Here is a 19,643-nt window from a genome sequence, read left to right on the forward strand (position 1 = left end):
ACCAAATAGTTTTAACACCGGGTTCACCGTCGCCTTTTCTACCTAAAAAACCCCCAAGAGAAGCAATCATTCTGACCGCTTCTGGCCAAGGAGGGCGGCTTTTCAGGTGGCGGACCCTTTTTATGAATAGTGGCACACAAAGATTGCCATTCATGTTCTTCCAAAAAACTTTCACAACTCTCCTCTCCGTGTAAGCGTGCTTGATAGGTTAACCAGAGTAATCTCCAGGCTACAATTGAATAGGTAGCTAAGGCCATCTCAATTCTCCGACCCGTTTCTAATTGCAGTTTTTCTAATCCACAACCACTTTTTAAAACAAAATGATAGCGTTCTATTAACCAGAGATAACTGTACCAGCGCACACAGGTTATCGCCGATTCAAAGCTACTAATGTCTAGGCTAGTTAAGAGGAGCCAACTGATAGGATTAACCCCGGTATGAGGATTTTCTTCTTCAGCTAAAATTACCTGTAATTTGAGAGATTGACTAGGCTTCGCTTTCGAGTGATGCTTAGGTACTTGTATTTCAAAACTGGCAAATCTAACTGTTAGTTTAGCTAGTCTAGCCTCGTGATATGGACAAACAGGGGTAAAGTCGGCACTTCAAAAGATAATCTTTCGGCCTTTCCTGTCCAATTTAAAAACGGTTCACCGATTGCCTTGAGTTTACGCGCTGCTATTTTGGCGGTTTCTAAATCTTCGGCTGCGAGAATTTGCTCAATTAAGGCCTCAGCTTCTTCTCGTGCGGGGTTTTCATCCCAGTTTAACTCCGGGGACAAGGAGGAATCATAACAATAGGTGACAGGGGGTTTTTTCTTCTTGAAGTGGGGTTCCGTGCCAATATCGGGGCGCTGGGGATGTTCCTCGCCATGGTTGTAACTTTTGGCTTCCGTTTTCTTGTTCGTCTTCTTGGGCATGAGCAACTCTTCCTCCCTGGCGAGGTCAACCTTTATTTTAACCCAAGAGAGCCGAAAAAAAGCGAACTTCTCTAGGGAGAAATTCGCCTTAATTTCCAGAAATTCTGAATTTATTAATTAGGCACGAGCTTCGAGACGACCGTAGAAAATGCCGCGAATTTTCACTTCTTCAGCATCTTTTGCCCCTAAATCGGTGTCGGAAGGCTGTTCACTTTCAAAAACACCAGCAAACTCGCCAGTAGAAGCATCAACTTTAGTCACCTGTAAAGACATAGTACCTTTACCCAGTTCCGTCGCTTTGACGTTAGCACGCTGGAAATCTTGACTATCAGCACTAGCGGGTAAAGCGACAGCATTATCATAACCCGTCACCACACCCCGACCTTTGGGATCTAAGAAACCAGCGCCACGATAGGAGGGAACTTTAAATTCGCCTTCAAAATCCGTGGAACTGTTGATAGAGCTAAATCCAGCTTCGGTTTTGCCGGTGAAACCTTTAATGGTAAAGAAGAGGGGAACTCTTTCACCTCCGGGTAATTGTACGGTAATGGGTTGGAAATCAATACCGTCTTCTTCCTTGAGGGTTAAAACACCGTCTTCACCTACGGTTAAGGTCGCTGTCATCTGTTCTAAACTGGTGGTATCTCTGGTTAGGAGTTTACCCGGGATAAAGGTGGCTGCTTCCCGCTTATTAATGGGTTCACCCTTGACAAAATATTCTTGGGGTTCCAAACATAAATCTGTCACCACATAACTTTCGCCGCTTTCTAAGGGGAGAGTACCCCGGGTAAACTCGGAAATCTGCGGACATTTGTTAGCTAATCCAGTGTTTAAAATTTCATCATAGGTTAGCTCGTTTCTATTCAGGACGGCACTAGGCGCGTCGCTACAAGCTGTCAACACCCCTAAGCACAAGGCTAAAAAGGCAACTAACAAGGCACGAAATCTCATCTATGTCAACCTCTCTTTGTCAATCTTTACAATTACTACCCTTGATCCATAGCCTGATGAATTATCGAATCGGTTGCGCCAATTCACCGAAACTCAGTTTATCAAAGATCAGTGACCATTGAGAAGATGGGAGACAGGGGACGGCAGGCAGGGGATAGGAGTCAGGAGATAGGAGTCAGGAGATAGGAGTCAGGAGACGGGAGGCAGCCGGCAAGAGGCAACAGTAAAGAGATTGGAGGAGATTCGGCTAATCGAAGAATAAGCAGTTTAAATACGTCTTAGCTTAGGAGTCAGTCCCGATGAAAAAATTTTCACCACCACAGATGAAAGAGGTTTCCTTCCCCACACCCCACACCCCACACCCTACACCCCACTTCCCCACTTCCCCACTTCCCCACACCCCACACCCCACACCCTCTTTCAAGTCAGGAGGCTCTAAGTAACTCATAACTGATGACTGATATGATTGGTGTGACTGTTTTCAGGGGCAGAAATTTCGATGAATAGCCGATTGCCGGGAGATAATAGCCAATTAGATAGCCAACTAGATTCCCTTGTAACGACGGTGACAGCGATCGCCGAAGAACAGCAGGGAGATTGTAACGGTTTGTTAATGTTGCTGCGAACTTTAGAAAATTTACATCGGCAAATTCGCGAGCAGATGTTCGAGCCATCTTTACCCAATACCCGTAAGGACTTATACGGATTACTCCGGGATATCGAGGAAACCGGGGGATGGCCCTATATAGAACGGATGAAGTTACAAATGTTAATGGAAAAATTATTAGCCAGTGAAGTCGGCGCGCTCGATTCGGCGGCAAAAACCGATGATCGAGAAACCTGAAAAGGTATTGGGTTTTTAGGGTGTTAGGGTGTTGGGGTTTTGGGGTTTTAGGGTTTTAGCTGAAATTCCCCATTTCCCCATCTCCCCATCTCCCCATTTCCCCATTTCCCCTATCCCCCCATTGCCTATCGCCAAGGGGTACGGAGCGGGTTACAGTATTGGGAAAATGGATATTTAGGGGTAAATCATGACCACCGTGAACCCGATTAAATTTGGAACCGATGGCTGGCGCGGGATTATCGCCGCCGATTTTACTTTCGATCGAGTCGCTCTGCTCGCTCCCTTGGCGGCTCAGGTTTTAGCGGATAATTATGGTCAGATCACAGGTTCGCGGACGATGATCGTCGGCTATGATCGGCGGTTTATGGCGGAAGATTTTGCTCAAACTGCGGCGGAATCGCTTCAAAAAGCTGGTTTTGATGTGCTTCTCTCCCAATCCTACGCTCCGACTCCCGCTTTTAGTTGGGCAGCTCGAGCGGAAAATGCTCTCGGTGCGATCGTGTTAACCGCCAGTCATAACCCGGCTAAATATCTCGGTTTGAAGGTTAAAGGTTATTTTGGTGGTTCTGTCTCGCCGGAAATTACCCAACAAATTGAAGCTTTATTGTCTAATCCGCCGCAATTTAAGGACAATGCAGGTAAATTAAGCACTTTTGAGCCTTGGTCAAGTTATTGTCAGGGTTTACGCCAAAAAGTTAATATTGCCGCTATTGCCAACGCGATCAAATCGGGACAACTAAAAGTTTATTCCGATGTCATGCACGGTGCGGCGGCTACCGGTTTAGAGCGTCTTTTGGGGGTGGGGATCACGGAATTACGCGGCAATCGCGATCCTTTGTTCGGTGGCGGCTCTCCGGAACCTTTACCGAGAAATTTGAGGGAAATCATCGATAAACTGGCTCACAGCGCAAATTTAGCCCCTTTGCGAGTAGGTTTGGTCTTCGATGGCGATAGCGATCGAGTGGCGGCGATCGATGGTCAGGGGAATTTTTTAAGCACCCAAAATCTCATCCCGATTTTAATCGAGCATTTAGCCGGCAAAAAGGGAATGAGAGGGGAAATTGTGAAAACGGTGAGCGGTTCCGATTTAATCCCCAAATTAGCCAGTTTATACGGTTTATCGGTCTTTGAAACCCCGATCGGTTATAAGTATATCGCCGATCGAATGTTGACCACTCCTGTGTTAATTGGTGGGGAAGAGTCGGGAGGTGTCGGTTATGGTACTCACATTCCCGAACGGGATGCTTTATTATCAGCTTTATACGTTTTGGAAGCAGTGGTAGAATCGGGCCAAGATTTAAGCGATCTTTACGCGCAATTACAGGATAAAACTGGTTTTCATTCTGAGTATGATCGTATTGATTTACCCCTAGCTAATATGGAAGCTCGCAATCAGTTAATTACTGCTTTGGATAAGGAACCCTTAAGGGAAATTGCCGGTAAACAAGTGACTGATTGTAATACTATGGACGGTTATAAGTTCCGTTTAGAAGATGGCAGTTGGTTGTTAATTCGCTTTAGTGGCACAGAACCGGTTTTGCGTCTCTACTGTGAATCTTCAACCCTCGATCGAGTTCAGGAAATTCTCGCCTGGGCCAAATCTTGGGCTACTTATATCTAATCTAATAGAAAAGGGGTTTCTTGAAGAAACCCCTTTTCTATTTTAGGAAATTTTCAGCCCGCGAATCGCATAATCTAATAATTCGATAGGATGAATAACGGGTGTATCTTTTCCCTGTAATTGTAGATGTTTTTTAATTTGTAGGGAACAACCCGGATTAGGAGAAGCAATCACCGCAGCCCCAGTATTTAATAAATTGCGTACTTTCTGCTGACCTAATTCATCGGCAGTATCTGGCTGTAGCATATTATAAACTCCGGCACTACCACAACACAGGGCGGCATCGATAGGTTCTTTTAAGTTAATATTGGGGATTTTTTGCAATAATTGCCGTGGTTGCACGGAGATTTTTTGTCCGTGTAAAAGATGACAGGCATCTTGATAAACTAGGGTTAATTCTGTCTCGGTAATCGGCGATAAATCAGCAGTTAATCCCACTGTTGCTAAAAATTCTTGAGCATCGCGGACTTTAGCCACAAACTCCTTAGCCTTATCTTTATATTCAGGATCATCGGCTAAAATATGATGATATTCCTTGAGAGTATGACCACAACCTGCCGCATTGATAATAATATAATCAACCTCGGTTTCTGCAAAACTATCGATCATTTGTCTGGCTAAACTTTGTGCTTGTTTTTCCTGTCCTTGGTGTGCGGGTAAAGCGGCACAACAACCCTGGGTTTTTGGGATAACCACTTCACAACCATTGGCAGTTAAAACCCGCACTGTTGCTTCATTTACTGGTGAAAAAAAGAGTCTCTGCACACAACCTAAAACTACTCCCACCCGATAGCGTTTTTCAGTCTGGGAGGGAATAACATCGGCATAGTTTTTAAACAGAGAATTTAGAGTAATTCTGGGTAAAATTGATTCCATTGCTGCTAGACGGGGAAAGAGCATTTTTAAGATACCCGATTTCCTGACTAGGGTTTGTAATCCTAGGGTTTGATATAACCAGAGGAAAGGTAAAAATAATTTGAGACGGACGGGATAGGGAAAGAGATTAAAAATGAGAAAACGAATAATTTTATCTTTAAAACTGCGGGGTTGATTGCGTTCCACTTGCGGACGAACTGCGGCGATTAATTGATCGTATTGTACTCCCGATGGACAGGTACTAACACAGGCTAAACAACCTAAACAAGTATCAAAATGTTGGCTAGTGGTTTCGTCTAAAACCGCTTCTCCTTTGTTGATGGCATTCATCAGATAAATTCTACCCCGGGGGGAGTCCATTTCTTTGCCAATGACTCGATAACTGGGACAGGTAGAAAGACAAAAACCACAGTGAACACAACTATCGATTAATTCTTGAGCGGGGGGATTTTTGGGGTCAAATCCTTGATTTTTTTGGTCGATTAATTCTTGAAAGTTAACGGAATGTTCGGAGGTTTGCATAATTTTTAATTAGATTTTGTTAAGAAAGCGTTCAGGACTAAAAATACCGTGAGGATCGAATTTAGTTTTTAGGGTTTTCATCATGGTGATTGCGTTACCTGTATAACCCCAAGGTTCAATTTTTTCCTTTAGCGATGGAGGTGCGGTTAACACCGTTAGATAACCCTGATTGGCACTGCATAAAGAGCGAATTTTGTCAAGATTTTCCTCCGATTTTAAGATAACTTTACCCACCCCGCTACTAATATTAATCGAGGCTAGTCCGTTAATTTGGTCGATAACTAGAGCTAAATTGCTGGGTAATAATCCTATTTTGCCGAAAAAATTGCCCTCTTGGCCGGAATTATCCATTGTTTTTCGGTATCTTTGCCATAGAGAAACTGCTGCCTCATCCCGATAATAATTAGTCTGACAATCTAACTGTTGTCCTAAATAACTCACCTGTTGCGATTGTTCGCTAATACTTTCGGGAATGCTTTGAAAACGCAGCAGTAAAGCGACTTTTTCCCCTAATCCTAGTGCTTGCGTCATCCCTGGGTTTAAACATTCAGCCACGGTGGGAGTTAAGGCCGATTGCCGAATAACTTGACTTAATTTACTAATATTTTCGCTATTTCCAGTGATTATCAGGGTTTCTGAGTTAGCAGTTTCGGGATACAGTCGTAGGGTAATCTGATCGATAATCCCTAAAGTGCCGTAGGAACCCGTAAATAGCTTCATCATGTCGTATCCCGCCACATTCTTGACCACACGCCCTCCAGCTTTAGCAATCTCGCCATCGTGACGGATAAAGGAGAATCCTAGGATCAGATCCCGGACTCCACCGTATCTTTGCCGCCATGTTCCCGCATCGGCCGTGGCCATAATACCGCCAATCGTGGCATTATCAGCGAAACTGGGATCAAGAGGAATAAATTGACCGCTAGGAGCTAAAAAAGCCTGTAAATCCGCTAGTTTAAGCCCAGCTTGCACGGTTATAGTTAAATCTCCCCTAGCATGGTCAATAATCCGGTTGAGATTTTGGGTACTAACTAAAATATCGGGCGACTCGACTAACCCACCCCAATCTAATTTACTGCCTTGACCGTAGGCCAGTAAAGACAGACGATTTTCGTTGGTAAAACGCACCAGAGAGGATAAAGCGGTTGTATTAGCGGGATAGACTAGAATTTCAGGACTTTTGCCCCTAATTGCCCTTGATAATCTTTCTTGTTCCTCTTTTGGCACTTGTGGCCAGGCAATAACCGTCGTGTCGGGGGGTAAAATAGAAGTTATCTGAACAGCGATCGCAGTCATATTTTACAAAAGAATTGAGGAGTGAGGAGTCAGGACTTACCGGCCGCTAATGGCGAAGAATGGGGGTAATGCTGGGGCTAATCAGTAATTTTGGGCCTCTATTAATTAGATTACCTTAGTTTGGCTCTCCATCTCCGATGTCGGGCAATTCCAGCAATATTGAGGCACAAAGAAGTCAGCTAATAACTAACTGCTAAGTAGCTGGTTATAATTAAATTAAAAATGGATTTTAGGTTCGATCCCCCCTTAGTCCCCCCTTAATCCCCCCTTAATAAGGGGGGCATCTGATAATTTTTAACGCCTACCTACTTAAATTAGCCATACACTCGTGCCATAATGGTAGATTACCTCGATCAGTAAGCCAAGAAGTAATGAGTGTAGATTGGACGAATAGCCGCGCCAAGCGATTAAGTGCCTTACCCCCCTACGTTTTCGCCCGCTTGGATGAATTAAAAGCCTTAGCCCGCAAAGAAGGACTAGATTTAATCGATTTAGGTATGGGCAACCCGGACGGTTTTGCTCCGCGTCCGGTTATCGAAGCGGCCATTCAAGCTTTTGAAACGCCCCAATTTCACGGTTATCCCCCCTTTGAAGGAACCGCCAGTTTTCGAGAAGCGATCGCTAAATGGTATGATCGCTCTTATGGTGTGGAACTCAATCCCGATAACGAAGCTTTACCCTTGCTCGGTTCCAAAGAGGGCCTATCTCACCTCGCCCTAGCTTATGTTAACCCCGGCGATGTGGTCTTAGTTCCCAGTCCCGCCTATCCCGCCCATTTTCGCGGTCCTTTGATTGCTGGGGCGACGCTATACCCGATTATTTTAAAAGCAGAACAGGATTGGCTGATAGATATCGATTCTATCCCCGAAGATGTGGCTAAACAGGCGAAAATCCTCTATTTTAACTATCCCAGTAATCCCACCGCCGCCGTTGCCCCCCTGGAATTTTTTGAAAAAATCGTTGCTTGGGCCCAGCAGTATGAGATTATGCTCGTCCATGATCTCTGTTATGCTGAATTGAGTTTTGATGGTTATCAGCCCACCAGTTTATTAGAAATTCCGGGGGCAAAAGAGATTAGTGTAGAATTTCATACCCTCTCGAAAACCTATAATATGGCCGGGTGGCGCGTCGGTTTTGTCGTGGGCAATGCCGATATTATTCAAGGGTTACGCACCCTGAAAACTAATCTCGATTATGGTATCTTTTCCGTCATCCAAAAAGCGGCCGAAACCGCCCTACAACTGCCGGATGAATACGTCAAACAAGTACAGGAAAGATACCGGCAGCGACGAGATTTTTTAATCAAAGGTTTGGGGCAATTAGGTTGGGATATTCCCCCCTCTAAGGCGACAATGTATCTCTGGATTCCCTGTAGCGTCGGCATGACTTCCACGGATTTTGCCCTCAGCGTCCTGCAAAAAACTGGTGTCGTCGTCACTCCGGGTAATGCTTTTGGAGAGGGAGGGGAAGGTTATGTGCGCGTCAGTTTAATCGCCGATATCCCGCGATTAGGGGAAGCTTTACAGCGCCTCGAAGATGCGGGAATTCGCTATCGGTAAGGAGAGTTTTTCCCCTTGATTTACCGGCCAAATCCCTCTAGGCACTGGCTAAAATTGCGATTATGATGGAATTTTATCGCGGTAGCTTGCCACTTCCATGACCTACAGCTTAAGAATTGCCGATATTCCCGTCAGTGAAAGACCGAGGGAACGTTTAATCAGTGTCGGGGCGAAAAACCTCAGTAACGCCGAATTATTAGCGATTTTACTGGCTACAGGTCAAGGTAAGGGGAAACTCTCGGCCGTGGGTTTAGGACAGCATATTCTCAACGAATTGAGTAAATATCGCCGGGATCCTTTGGACGTTTTGAGGGATATTCACCCCCAAGAATTAACCGCTATTCATGGCATTGGACCGGCTAAGGCTACTACTATTCTAGCGGCGATCGAATTGGGAAAACGAGCTTTTCAACGACGACCGACGGAAAAAATGGTTATCGATAGTCCCGATACCGCTGCCGCCATACTTGGACACGAACTAATGTATCAGTCTCAGGAACGTTTCGCCGTTATTTTACTCGATGTCAAAAATCAGTTAATCGCACTCAAAGTGATTACTATCGGCACAGCTACAGAAACACTGGTACATCCGCGAGAAATCTTTCGAGAAGTAGTGAAACAATCAGCTACTAAGTTAATTATCGCCCATAATCACCCCACCGGGTCACTTGTGCCTAGTCAAGACGATATTTTACTCACAGAACAATTATTACAGGGAGCTACCTATCTAGCCATTCCTCTCCTAGATCATTTGATCCTCGGTAATGGCAACTTCCAAAGTCTTCGCCAAATCACGGATCTTTGGGAAAAATATCCCCAAGAAGATTGACAGAAAAGACACTCGATCTTTGTAGTTTAATTTTTTAGCCGTTTCAATTGGGCGTTAATTTCTTCAAACATTATGCGATCGCTGTCAAGGATTGGGGAGAAAACCAAAAATTTTGGCCGCTCCTCCTAAAATGGCAACAACCAAAGCTATCAGAATCCCCCGATTGGTAAATTCCTGATCAGCGACTCTTGCAGTTAACCCTTTAATTTCTCCGGTTAGTCGTTCATCTAAAGCTTTAATGTCCCCTCTTAATTCTGATTGTCCTATCTCTAGCTTGTTTAAACGCTCGTTGACATCTCTTTGTAAAAAGTCGATTTTCCCCTCAATCCTTGTCAAGACAGCCTCAAGGGAATAAGTGACCGTTTCGTTAGACATTTTGCTAAACTCCTAATTAATTAGGGCTTGCTGAATAAATGTGAAATGTAGGCAAGGTAAGAGTTTTGTGGCTTTTCTTGCGAAACAGGTGCAAGATTTTGAGATAATCGTGCTTCAAAACCTGGCATCTTGAGCGGCGATTGCGTCCTGTAGGGGCGAAGCATTCGGGTAATAACCTATCGGTGAAACCGCAGATTTTCTATCCGAATGCTTCGCCCGTACTTTTTAAGCAAACCCGAATTAAGTAATCTCAATTAATTGTCAGATAGTGGCGCAGACTTCTGGTTCTCTGTATTTTATCTTTAATTGTAACTGGCTACTTAGTCGATGATAGGTGCTGCGTTACGACGGATTCTCACCTTCGAGTCAAAGCAGCAATTTTCCGTCTCACGCACCCTACGCTTTACCTCCCAATTCATAATTCATAATTCATAATTCATAATTTATAATTCCCATGGGACCGAAATCTGGGTAAAATTTGAGAGATACAATCGGTCAATTGGGCATGGATTATAAAGAAGCGGGCGTGGATGTGGAAGCGGGACGCGCTTTTGTCGAGAAAATTCGCCAAAATGTGGAAAGTACCTTCCGTCCCGAAGTTATCGGCGGTTTAGGCGGTTTTGGCGGCTATTTTCAGTTACCTTCCGGTTATCGGCAACCAGTGTTAGTATCGGGAACTGATGGTGTAGGAACCAAGCTAAAAATTGCCCATAGTCTCAATCGTCATGATACGGTGGGAATTGACCTCGTGGCCATGTGCGTCAACGATGTCCTCACCTCTGGGGCTGAACCTTTATTTTTCTTGGATTATCTGGCCACTGGTAAACTGGAAGCGTCACAGTTAGCGGCGGTGGTATCGGGAATCGCTAGGGCCTGTCGTGATAGTGGTTGTACTCTTTTGGGAGGGGAAACGGCGGAGATGCCGGGGTTTTATTCGGCGGGAGAGTACGATTTAGCCGGTTTTTGCGTCGGTATTGTCGAAAAAAGTCAATTACTCGACGGCAGTAAGGTGCAAATCGGCGATGTGGCTATCGGTTTAGCCAGTAGTGGGGTTCACAGTAACGGTTTTAGTCTTGTTCGCAAGATTATCGACACCCAGGGCTTAAATTGGCAAGATTGCCCCGAAATTTTGTCCGGCTCTAGCTTAGGTGAAGTTTTGTTAACTCCCACTAGACTTTATGTCAAACCTGTGCTAGAACTGCTGCGCTCTGGGTTAGATATTCACGCCATGGCCCACATTACCGGGGGTGGCATCCCGGAAAATTTGCCCCGCTGCTTAGGTAAAGGGCATTCTGTGCAGATTTACCGCGAAAGTTGGCCAGTTTTGCCGATTTTTCACTGGTTAGCCCAGATGGGTTCGGTTAATGCCGAAGCCATGTTTAATACTTTTAATATGGGTATCGGTTTTGTGATCATTGTCCCATCGGATCTGGCGCAATTGACTATTAATCAACTCCAATCCTCTGGGATTAATGCCTACCAAATCGGCGAAGTGATTGCCGGTAAGGGGGAAATTGTTGGGCTTGATTAAGCTCAAAATACTCTTTCAGCAAACCCTACTTAATAGATTGTATCCCGTTGACGGGCCGGGCGATCGAGGGATTTAATCGCCGTTGCTAATTCCTCGACGGTCAAACAAGTACCGCCCAGGGCCCCGGCCATAGTGGTAATATGTTCTTCCATGAGAGTACCACCGAGATCGTTGCAACCCCAGTTTAAGGCTTCTGTCGCCCCCTGTAAGCCCAATTTTACCCAACTGGGTTGATGATTTTTAATGCTATTGCCCAAATAAATCCGCGCCACTGCCGTTAATTTTAATGTATCGGCTAAAATTGGTTGATCTCGTCCGACTCGATTTCTCAGGGGTTTGGGGGCCGATTGTCCCACAAAAGGCAATAAAATAAATTCGGTGATTTTAGCCGGATAATTATTTTCTAGGGCGATTTCTTGCTGTTTTCTAATTTTTTCAAGGTGCTGCACCTGTTGGCTAGGGGTTTCAATATGACCGCAGAGCATGGTACTGGTGGTATATAACCCCAAGCGATGAGCAGTACCGACTATTTCTAACCAAGTGGCAGCATCGATTTTTTCTGGACAAATTACCCGTCTTACCTCATCGACTAACACCTCGGCAGCCGTCCCCGGTAGAGAATTGACTCCTGCTTCTTGCAGGGAAGCGATAACTTTTTCGTAACTTAAACCGTCTTCTCTAGCAATAAATTGGACTTCTTGGGGCGAAAAAGCGTGTAAATGCAGGTCAGGAAAGGCTTGCTTCAGGTTTTTAACAATTTCGAGGTAATAGTCTAAGGAATTGCCCTTAATCTTGGCTTTTGGGTTTAATCCTCCCTGCATACAAATTTCTGTGGCCCCACGACGGACAGCATCGGCCGCTTTAGCGATAATTTCCTCTAAATTAAGCCAGAAAGCCCCCTCTTCATCTTCATTGCGTCTGAATGCACAAAAACTGCAATGCTGCTCACAAATGTTACTAAAATTAATATTGCGATTGATAACGTAGGTGACGGTATCTCCTGCCTGTTGACGACGCAAAAAGTCGGCGGTTTCCCGAATCCGGGCAATTAAACGGTTATCGGTAGTTTCTAGCAAGATAATCGCTTCTTTTGCCGATAAATTCGCCCCTGACCGCGCTTTTGCCAAAATATCGGTTACGGGTGCGGTGATGGAGGAGTTAGTCACGGGAGATAAATATTAAGGGTTGCCGATCTTAATTTTAGAACGAGGTCAGAAGGAACAGTAAAGAAAGAGAGCCGATTTAATCCTTTTTCTGTTCCCTATTCCCTTGTCTGCACGCGGTAATTTCCGGTTGAGAGCCTTTATTGCGGGGTGGTTTGTTTTTCCTGTTCTTTTTGTTGACGTTTTTTCTTTTCTGCTTCTAGGGCATCTTCGATAACCTTGAGCAGCTGATCCATTTTATCAAGATTACTGCGATAAACATCGAGGTCTTTTTGCAGTTTCTCGCTGGAGAGATGCAGAATTTCTGAGAACTTTTGCAAAATTGGTTCGCGTTTTTCTTTTTCCTTGATCATGTCTGGTTGTGCTTCCGCTAAAATGGTATAGAGACCGATGGCAAACAGGCGACTATACTTAAACTTAGGAGCGTTGATCACCGAAACTAGACTATCAGACAACTGATTGTTACCACCTAGAGCAGGGTTTTGCAGTTGGGAAAGCAAGGAATCAATATTAGTTTCTTTGGCAATAGCGATCATATTTTCGGCATCACGACGATAGACTTCGGGATTACCATTAACCGCTTGGCACAAAGCATTAAAAATATTCGGTTTATCCTCCCCCGGACGATAGCCTTCCATGAACTTCTCGAAAGAAGTAACCACCCCAAGGGCATAAATTGGATCATAATGGAAATCTACATTAACGGAGAGCAGGTGCATCTCGACTAATAATTCCTCAACCACGCGCCGATACACCGAATTGATGGGGCGGGTGTGGCGAGTATAAAAATCACGCTTACTATCGGAAACGGTGCGAATTTTATCCACAGAACCAAACTTCATAAAAATTTAACACTGCTCTCATTTTCCCCCTTCTGGTTCCCCCTGACAAGGCCGGTGATTACCAAAGAGCAGCCCGGGGTCAGTCCAGAGAGAGCAAAAGAGCGAGTAAGATGGGGAAATGGAGAAATGGAGAAATGGGGAAATGGGGAAATGGGGAAATGGGGAAATGGGGAAATGGGGAAATGGGGAAATGGGGAATTTCAACTAAAACCCTAAAACCCCAACACCCTAAAACCCTAACACCCTAAAACCCTAACACCCTAAAACCCTAAAACCCCAACACCCTAAAACCCCAACACCCCAACACCCTAAAACCCTAACACCCTAAAACCCCAACACCCCAACACCCTAAAACCCCAACACCCCAACACCCTAAAACCCCAACACCCTAAAACCCCAACACCCTAAAACCCTAAAACCCTAAAACCCTAAAACCCTGACCCCCAAAACCCCAACACCCCAACACTCAACAGCTTTTTCACTTTTCACTTGACTATATGGCCAATCAAGACGACAAAATCAAAATTATCAGTGATAACCGGCAAGCACGCCATCTCTACGAGATTTTAGAGACTTTTGAAGCGGGGGTGCAGTTGGTGGGGACCGAGGTTAAATCCGTGCGTGCCGGTAAGGTAAACCTGCGGGATGGTTACGTTTTAGTCCGCAATGGTGAAGCGGTGTTAATTAACGTTCATATTTCCCCCTACGAACAGAGTAGCGAATATTTTAATCACGATCCGCGCCGGACGAGAAAATTGTTGATGCACAAAAAGGAAATCAGCAAACTCATCGGTCAAGTGGAACAGAAAGGTTTAACTCTTGTGCCTTTGAAGATGTATTTTAAAGGTAGTTGGGTAAAAATCAGCATTGGCCTCGGTAGAGGCAAGAAATTACACGATAAACGCGAAGATTTGAAACGTCGTCAGGATCAACGGGATATGGCACGAGCGATGAAGCGTTAACCAAGACACTTATCGGACTGGCAAAGGTCTAGGTAAGAAACGATCGAGTTTTGTTAGAGTTGAACTGTATTAGGCTCCTTGCGGCCGTCACCATCTCCCTCACCTTGGGTTAAAATTTATGTTAAAAGTCTTGACAAAAGTAATTAAATATGCTAAGGCACCCGCTTTAATTGCTCTATCTTTAGCTGTGGGTGCGGGAATTATTTTACCAAAAATAACTTTAGCCAATGGCAACCCCGGCCTAACAATTTTTAGTGGCGTTGATCGCAAGGATATCTTAGATTATTTCTTGCAATTTGGCGGTCGTCCCAAGCAAATGGATCGTTATAAATTCTATATTCCGCCGAAAAAACTCTCCCAAGGGGCTTCAGCTTTTTTTATTTCCTATCCCGATTATTTTAACGGCCAGTTTGACACCAATAAAATCGAGGTACGCATCAACGGCAAATCTTTACCTTTAAAGGAAGTGGTTTGGGATAAGGATAGTCGCGTTATTCAAATTGTCCCCGAACAAGCGATCGATCCGACCAGCAAAGTTGAAATCGTCATGTCTAATGTCAGAAATCCTCAATTAGGCACTTATTACTTTACCTGTGATGTGATTGCCTCTGGCAATATTCCCGTCCGTCTCTACGTTGGGACTTGGATTGTCAGTATCGAACCTTAAAGTATTTATTGATGAAATGGGGAAATGGGGGAATGGGGAATTCAACTAAAACCCCAACACCCCAAAACCCTCTCAGTCTGAGAAAAAGTCAACAAAAGTTAACTATTCGCCTCCGAGTTGCTAAAATCTGAGGAATTTTCACCTATAGACTCGTTGGTTGGGTAATTTTCCTCGGAGTTTAAGTTTTTGCGACTGCCTTTGTGGGAATTTTTCCCCCCTTCTCGTCCAATAGCTGCCATGTGGGCGCGATCCCGGCTAACCGCTTCACCACCCTTTCGTCCCGCTTCGCGAGCTTCTTCGGAGGTAAATTCGTGGGCTGTACCTTTTTGATGAGCAGCTTTACCACCTTTACTAGCGATTTCCTTTTGTTTAGCTTGATCCATAGAGGCAAAACCGCGTTTACTCTTACCTGTCATAATATCCCTCCTGTGTGAATGCTGATTTTGAAAGTTCTTAAAGACTTATGCGAGATTTTTAAAACATCAAAATCATGGTCTTGTGGGTGGGCAAAACATTGAGATTGCCCCGCTTTTTCCTCTAAGAACTATGTATTCCTACCTAGGATCATAACTCATTAGCTTGACTTCTAGGGAACCAATGACAGCAATCAAAGAGCAGATTTTATGTTAAAAAATATTAAGAGAATCGAGCATTTATCAGTCTAAAGATATAGAAGTTATCTTAATGGTGAGGTACAAAGTTTGCCTTTGCAGGAGTCGGTCTTCAGTTATCAGTTATCAGTTATCAGTTATCAGTTATCAGTTATCAGCTTTTTTGGCTCTTCTCCCTTCTCCCCACTTCCCCACTTCCCCACTTCCCACTGAAAAGGCTGCCATGCAGCCTTTTTTGGGTGTGCGGGCAGCCTAAAGCCTAGTTTTTTGGGGATTTAATCGGGAAAAATCAGGGTAAAACTTTGGTTTTTAAGACTTCGGTGTTTTCGATCAACCATTTATCTCCTTGCCGTACCAAATCATAGCGCACGTTCAAGGACTTATTATAGGAACTATTGACAATTTCTTTGCCATTATGGAAATACATGGCCTTTTCGTTGACTATCGCTTCTACTGTCGCTAAATTAGGATTTTTCGCATTATTAGTAACCGATCGCACATCCACTTGATGATCGTAGCGCCAATAGTTATTTCCCTGTAAAGCCGCCGCCCGTTTTTGCCAAAGTTCCAAGGCTGAACCCGTTAAAACCTCTTTCAATTGCTCTTTTTGGTGTTCACTGCCAAAAGCGGCCGATTTTGCTGCTAACCAAGCTTGAATCGTCTCCTTGGCTGTTTCCTTGTCCAAGGGAATCCCTTCCATCACTTCCGCATTAGCCGAAGGAATTTCTAGTATGGGAGTATTTAAAGAAATCGGTAACTGTTCCCCTTGCAAGGCTGCCAAAGGAGATTGACTATCGACAATTGCCTTTATCCCCAAGGACAAAACTGCGAGCGTTCCCACTAATCCTACCCCCAATATTGCCACTCGATCGAGTCGTAGTTTTCTGCGGGCCGGTCGTCTCCGTTTCGGTGGGACTAGGGCAGTTTTTACCGTTTCTGGGGCTGCCGGCCCGGAGTTACCCGCTGCTGGGGTACGCGAGCGACGGGGACGACGACGGAGGGGATTAAGTGCCGGTTGACGATAGGCTGCTGTCACCACCACACTGCCCTGAGTATAGGGGGTGAAAGTTTCCTCCTGAGCAGTGGCTCTCAGGGCAGGTACAGCAGAGCTTGTCCGCTCACCGTTAGCTCTAGCTAAAGACGGTTTTTGGGGACGAGAGTGGGAAGAATAAGCAGATTCCCTCATCGGTGTCGCTCCTGGCACTGGGTTTAAATGGGTGGGGGGGGTGTGGGTTTTGAGAACAGTTACTTCCGATTCTAAAGGTTCGCCAACCTTTTCTTGAACCGACACGGGAACTTTTTCGTCAGGAAAACCTGACAATTCTTCTAAATAATTTTGTACCTCTTCCTCGGCAAAATACTCTTTTAGTGAGGCTTTCCGCTCAACCAAATCACTAAAATGGCAGAAAACTTCTGTTTGTAACCAACGCTCACCGTAACGACATAACCCAGGTAAGAGATCGGGAGATTGCCCGGATTGTTCCTTAATATAATTTAATATTTCTTGCTCTTGACTTTTTTCTAAAATTGTGCTTGCTTGTTCGGTTTGACCGAGCAGTAGGGCGCAGATCGATCGCTCGAGGGAGACATCCTGATGTTTTTGTAATTGCTGCAAGCGAGCGCTGGCCGCAACGATAGCGGCGGGTTGTTTTTGGGCGAAACCGCGGGCAATCAAGGCATAAACCAACAGATAATTACCCACCGACGAGGGGCGTTGTGCCTCTTTTGCCCAGATTTTTTCCTGTTCGGCCTGAGTTAAATAAACCCGTAACTGTTGAATAAAGCGTAAAAAATTATCCACCCCCAACCCAGAGCGATCGTCGCCCTGGCCATCGATGCCGCCGCGAGCGGCCAACATCTCCTCCAAGAGATTTAAGCCGCGCTGACGGGCAAGACTAGGTTTTTTTTCCTGGGATAACAATTCCAGAACCCGGTAGGGACGCAAGCGATCACAATCATGGCGAATCTCGCTGGCCACTTGCGGGAACATTTGTTCTTGTTCCAACCAAGTCAGGGCTTTGGCCGCGGTGCTGGCCGCCTGTTCATAATTTTTATCCTGCCAATATTCCCGACTTAATTCCCCGTAGGCCAAAGCCAAGGTTAAGATCATGTCTGGGCGAGTAGTTGGCTCCAAATCTAGATAAGTTTCCGCCAAACGAATCACTAACTCGTACTCTCCCAACTCTTGCAGGATGAGCAAAGCTCCCACTAGATCGGCGGGGGCAATGGTAATCTGGGGAGTGGGATATTCTGAGGAAGCAGCAGCCACCTCCCCAGCCTGAGAATCGAGGTTTTCGGTGCTGCTTTCTGGGTTGAGAAGCAGGGGATTGGGGTCGAAAAATTGGGCATCGTAATCACGACGGCGATCTGGATCACTTAACACTTGGTAAGCTTGATCTAACAAGTGCTGACGGGCAACGATCGCTGTTTGACTGTATTCTTGACGTGGCAATTGCCGTCCCCGATCGGCGTGGGCCAAATCAATCTGCTCGGCACTCACCTGAAAGGGGATTCCCAATATCCTGTAGTAGTCAAGAGGAATTCGCACGGTTAGCTGTACCTCAACTCTGGAGAGTCCTTAGTGAATTAAATGATGTAAGTGAGAGCGGAGCGAGTAAAATAACAAGATACCATCTTATCCTAGCCAATCTCTGACTGACTAAGATTAGATTTGAGAGAGAAAATACTAAGAACCCCTTGGTTTAAGACCAAAAAATTCACTGCCAGAATTCTCGAAAAATCTACCGCTTCCTCTCCCCTTGCCTTTTTGTTGTCTAAATGATACTACAGACCCTATGATTTCCGAACGTACTTTACCAACCTTTAATCCTGCTTCCATCATTATTACCAAAGCTGAAGGTCTTCGCCTATACGAGGATATGGTTTTGGGGCGGATGTTTGAAGATAAATGCGCCGAAATGTATTATCGGGGCAAAATGTTCGGTTTTGTCCATCTCTACAACGGTCAGGAAGCGATATCTAGCGGTATTATTAAAGCCTTGCGTCAGGGAGAAGATTACGTTTCTAGCACCTATCGCGATCACGTCCACGCCCTCAGTGCCGGAGTTCCCGCTAAGGAGGTAATGGCGGAGTTATTCGGCAAAGCTACCGGCTGTAGTAAAGGACGGGGCGGCTCCATGCATATGTTTTCCGCCGAACATAAGCTTTTAGGGGGTTACGCTTTTGTGGCCGAGGGGATTCCCGTCGCAACCGGGGCGGCTTTTCAAAGTAAATACCGTCGGGAAGCCATGGCTGATGCCAGTGCCGATCAGGTAACGGTCTGTTTCTTTGGGGATGGGGCGAGTAATAATGGCCAGTTTTTTGAGTGTCTGAATATGGCCGCCCTCTGGAAGTTGCCGATTATCTATGTGGTGGAAAATAATAAGTGGGCGATCGGTATGGCCCACGATCGAGCCACTTCTCAACCGGAAATCTATAAAAAAGCCAGTGTTTTTAGTATGGTCGGTGTGGAAGTGGACGGTATGGATGTGGTCGCCGTTCATGCCGCCGCCAGAGAAGCTGTAGCCCGCGCCCGCGCCGGTGAGGGGCCGACTTTGATTGAGGCCTTAACCTATCGTTTCCGGGGTCACTCTCTGGCAGATCCCGACGAGTTACGCAGTGCTGACGAGAAACAATTCTGGGGCGAAAGAGATCCGATCACTCGCTTTGCCGCCTATCTCTACGAGCGAGATCTGGCCACGAGAGAGGAATTAAAAGAAATCGAGGAGAAAATTCAAGCTGAAATCGAAGCCGCGGTTAAATTTGCCGAATCTAGCCCCGAACCCGATCCTAGTGAACTAACTCGCTTTATTTTCGCCGAAGACGAGTAATTTCAGTGATCAGTTACCAGTTATTCAGATTTGAGTAATCAGTGATCACTGATTACTTAAGGTATTCTGTCACTAACCCCGCCCTAAAAGGGACGGGGCTTGCCTAGACCAATTTAGGCGACGCAAGTAGAGACTACCGCATCGAGACACAATCTGGTACAGACCTCCGAATACTTCCCTAGTTCGGATTCCCTCTCAGCTTTATTGGTAAAGCGTTGTTAGACAAGACATCTTGATGGTGTTGCGGT

19 protein-coding genes and 1 pseudogene are annotated in these 19,643 nt (G+C 45.4%); 10 read left to right on the plus strand and 10 right to left on the minus strand.

The window, feature by feature from the left end; genetic code table 11:
- The 3 genes and pseudogenes from IM509_RS06985 to IM509_RS06995 form a co-directional block, all read right to left on the minus strand.
- Positions 1-578: pseudogene (locus IM509_RS06985) on the minus strand (IS4 family transposase); the annotation flags it as partial.
- Entirely contained in the window at positions 557-916 is a 360-nt protein-coding gene (locus IM509_RS06990; RefSeq protein ID WP_052276459.1) for a hypothetical protein, read from the minus strand. The gene IM509_RS06990 and the pseudogene IM509_RS06985, both read right to left, overlap by 22 nt.
- Positions 917-1,033: 117 nt before the next feature.
- Positions 1,034-1,867 (minus strand): photosystem II manganese-stabilizing polypeptide, encoded by an 834-nt coding sequence (locus IM509_RS06995; RefSeq protein ID WP_004160298.1) that lies wholly within the window; start codon positions 1,865-1,867, stop codon positions 1,034-1,036.
- A 499-nt stretch (positions 1,868-2,366) separates the two neighbouring features.
- On the opposite strand from IM509_RS06995, the gene IM509_RS07000 reads away from it, so the two are divergent.
- Positions 2,367-2,711, plus strand: a complete 345-nt coding sequence (locus tag IM509_RS07000) for a hypothetical protein (RefSeq protein WP_004160301.1) — start codon at positions 2,367-2,369, stop codon at positions 2,709-2,711.
- Positions 2,712-2,898: 187 nt separating this feature from the next.
- Complete coding sequence (locus tag IM509_RS07005; RefSeq protein ID WP_052276461.1) at positions 2,899-4,332, plus strand: phosphoglucomutase/phosphomannomutase family protein; 1,434 nt, start codon at positions 2,899-2,901, stop codon at positions 4,330-4,332.
- A 42-nt stretch (positions 4,333-4,374) separates the two neighbouring features.
- On the opposite strand, the gene IM509_RS07010 is transcribed toward IM509_RS07005, so the two are convergent.
- Positions 4,375-5,730, minus strand: coding sequence for a (Fe-S)-binding protein (locus tag IM509_RS07010; protein ID WP_052276462.1), 1,356 nt, complete (start codon positions 5,728-5,730; stop codon positions 4,375-4,377).
- A gap of 9 nt (positions 5,731-5,739) precedes the next feature.
- The gene (locus IM509_RS07015) at positions 5,740-7,026 is read right to left on the minus strand and encodes an FAD-binding oxidoreductase (protein WP_052276463.1); all 1,287 of its coding nucleotides are present in this window, start codon (positions 7,024-7,026) and stop codon (positions 5,740-5,742) included.
- Positions 7,027-7,397: 371 nt separating this feature from the next.
- Here IM509_RS07015 and IM509_RS07020 point away from each other — a divergent pair, with 371 nt between their 5' ends.
- Positions 7,398-8,585, plus strand: a complete 1,188-nt coding sequence (locus IM509_RS07020) for an aspartate aminotransferase (RefSeq protein WP_185237275.1) — start codon at positions 7,398-7,400, stop codon at positions 8,583-8,585.
- Between the two features lie 97 nt (positions 8,586-8,682).
- Positions 8,683-9,414, plus strand: coding sequence for a RadC family protein (radC, locus tag IM509_RS07025; protein ID WP_002753303.1), 732 nt, complete (start codon positions 8,683-8,685; stop codon positions 9,412-9,414).
- A gap of 84 nt (positions 9,415-9,498) precedes the next feature.
- Here radC and IM509_RS07030 read toward each other — a convergent pair whose 3' ends face one another.
- Positions 9,499-9,789 (minus strand): DUF4164 family protein, encoded by a 291-nt coding sequence (locus tag IM509_RS07030; protein ID WP_052276466.1) that lies wholly within the window; start codon positions 9,787-9,789, stop codon positions 9,499-9,501.
- A 505-nt stretch (positions 9,790-10,294) separates the two neighbouring features.
- On the opposite strand from IM509_RS07030, the gene purM reads away from it, so the two are divergent.
- The gene (gene purM, locus IM509_RS07035) at positions 10,295-11,320 is read left to right on the plus strand and encodes a phosphoribosylformylglycinamidine cyclo-ligase (protein WP_185237278.1); all 1,026 of its coding nucleotides are present in this window, start codon (positions 10,295-10,297) and stop codon (positions 11,318-11,320) included.
- Between the two features lie 29 nt (positions 11,321-11,349).
- Here purM and cofH read toward each other — a convergent pair whose 3' ends face one another.
- Positions 11,350-12,486 (minus strand): 7,8-didemethyl-8-hydroxy-5-deazariboflavin synthase subunit CofH, encoded by a 1,137-nt coding sequence (gene cofH, locus IM509_RS07040; protein WP_185237274.1) that lies wholly within the window; start codon positions 12,484-12,486, stop codon positions 11,350-11,352.
- Positions 12,487-12,623: 137 nt separating this feature from the next.
- Positions 12,624-13,310, minus strand: a complete 687-nt coding sequence (gene psb29, locus IM509_RS07045; protein ID WP_174237732.1) for a photosystem II biogenesis protein Psp29 — start codon at positions 13,308-13,310, stop codon at positions 12,624-12,626.
- A 69-nt stretch (positions 13,311-13,379) separates the two neighbouring features.
- Here psb29 and IM509_RS07050 point away from each other — a divergent pair, with 69 nt between their 5' ends.
- The 3 genes from IM509_RS07050 to IM509_RS07060 all read left to right on the plus strand — a co-directional run bounded on the left by IM509_RS07050 (position 13,380) and on the right by IM509_RS07060 (position 14,954).
- Complete coding sequence (locus IM509_RS07050) at positions 13,380-13,541, plus strand: hypothetical protein (RefSeq protein ID WP_287716735.1); 162 nt, start codon at positions 13,380-13,382, stop codon at positions 13,539-13,541.
- A 281-nt stretch (positions 13,542-13,822) separates the two neighbouring features.
- On the plus strand, positions 13,823-14,287 hold the full coding sequence (smpB, locus tag IM509_RS07055; protein WP_052276474.1) for an SsrA-binding protein SmpB: 465 nt from the start codon (positions 13,823-13,825) through the stop codon (positions 14,285-14,287).
- A 118-nt stretch (positions 14,288-14,405) separates the two neighbouring features.
- A complete protein-coding gene (locus IM509_RS07060) occupies positions 14,406-14,954 on the plus strand; it encodes a DUF2808 domain-containing protein (protein ID WP_052276475.1) in 549 nt (182 codons plus the stop codon).
- Positions 14,955-15,052: 98 nt separating this feature from the next.
- Here the strand turns inward: IM509_RS07060 and IM509_RS07065 are convergent, their stop codons facing one another.
- Positions 15,053-15,370: a KGG domain-containing protein gene (locus IM509_RS07065; RefSeq protein ID WP_052276476.1), complete on the minus strand. Its 318-nt coding sequence runs from the start codon at positions 15,368-15,370 to the stop codon at positions 15,053-15,055.
- Positions 15,371-15,638: 268 nt separating this feature from the next.
- Between IM509_RS07065 and IM509_RS07070 the strand changes: the two genes are divergently transcribed.
- Entirely contained in the window at positions 15,639-15,821 is a 183-nt protein-coding gene (locus IM509_RS07070; protein WP_287716737.1) for a hypothetical protein, read from the plus strand.
- 33 nt (positions 15,822-15,854) lie between these two features.
- Here IM509_RS07070 and IM509_RS07075 read toward each other — a convergent pair whose 3' ends face one another.
- The gene (locus tag IM509_RS07075) at positions 15,855-18,113 is read right to left on the minus strand and encodes an IMS domain-containing protein (RefSeq protein ID WP_052276477.1); all 2,259 of its coding nucleotides are present in this window, start codon (positions 18,111-18,113) and stop codon (positions 15,855-15,857) included.
- 247 nt (positions 18,114-18,360) lie between these two features.
- Between IM509_RS07075 and pdhA the strand changes: the two genes are divergently transcribed.
- A complete protein-coding gene (pdhA, locus tag IM509_RS07080) occupies positions 18,361-19,395 on the plus strand; it encodes a pyruvate dehydrogenase (acetyl-transferring) E1 component subunit alpha (protein ID WP_072927057.1) in 1,035 nt (344 codons plus the stop codon).
- Positions 19,396-19,643: the final 248 nt, after the last annotated feature.

This window comes from Microcystis sp. M31BS1 (genome assembly GCF_020245285.1).
GTDB lineage: Bacteria > Cyanobacteriota > Cyanobacteriia > Cyanobacteriales > Microcystaceae > Microcystis > Microcystis panniformis.

Coding starts and splice junctions, on each gene's coding strand:
- IM509_RS07010 (WP_052276462.1), bottom strand. CDS start 5,730: ATGCAAACCTCCGAACATTCCGTTAACTTTCAAGAATTAATCGACCAA.
- smpB (WP_052276474.1), top strand. CDS start 13,823: ATGGCCAATCAAGACGACAAAATCAAAATTATCAGTGATAACCGGCAA.
- IM509_RS07060 (WP_052276475.1), top strand. CDS start 14,406: ATGTTAAAAGTCTTGACAAAAGTAATTAAATATGCTAAGGCACCCGCT.
- IM509_RS06995 (WP_004160298.1), bottom strand. CDS start 1,867: ATGAGATTTCGTGCCTTGTTAGTTGCCTTTTTAGCCTTGTGCTTAGGG.
- IM509_RS07030 (WP_052276466.1), bottom strand. CDS start 9,789: ATGTCTAACGAAACGGTCACTTATTCCCTTGAGGCTGTCTTGACAAGG.
- IM509_RS07000 (WP_004160301.1), top strand. CDS start 2,367: ATGAATAGCCGATTGCCGGGAGATAATAGCCAATTAGATAGCCAACTA.
- pdhA (WP_072927057.1), top strand. CDS start 18,361: ATGATTTCCGAACGTACTTTACCAACCTTTAATCCTGCTTCCATCATT.
- IM509_RS07065 (WP_052276476.1), bottom strand. CDS start 15,370: ATGACAGGTAAGAGTAAACGCGGTTTTGCCTCTATGGATCAAGCTAAA.
- IM509_RS07070 (WP_287716737.1), top strand. CDS start 15,639: ATGGTGAGGTACAAAGTTTGCCTTTGCAGGAGTCGGTCTTCAGTTATC.
- IM509_RS06990 (WP_052276459.1), bottom strand. CDS start 916: ATGCCCAAGAAGACGAACAAGAAAACGGAAGCCAAAAGTTACAACCAT.
- radC (WP_002753303.1), top strand. CDS start 8,683: ATGACCTACAGCTTAAGAATTGCCGATATTCCCGTCAGTGAAAGACCG.
- purM (WP_185237278.1), top strand. CDS start 10,295: ATGGATTATAAAGAAGCGGGCGTGGATGTGGAAGCGGGACGCGCTTTT.
- IM509_RS07005 (WP_052276461.1), top strand. CDS start 2,899: ATGACCACCGTGAACCCGATTAAATTTGGAACCGATGGCTGGCGCGGG.
- IM509_RS07020 (WP_185237275.1), top strand. CDS start 7,398: ATGAGTGTAGATTGGACGAATAGCCGCGCCAAGCGATTAAGTGCCTTA.
- IM509_RS07015 (WP_052276463.1), bottom strand. CDS start 7,026: ATGACTGCGATCGCTGTTCAGATAACTTCTATTTTACCCCCCGACACG.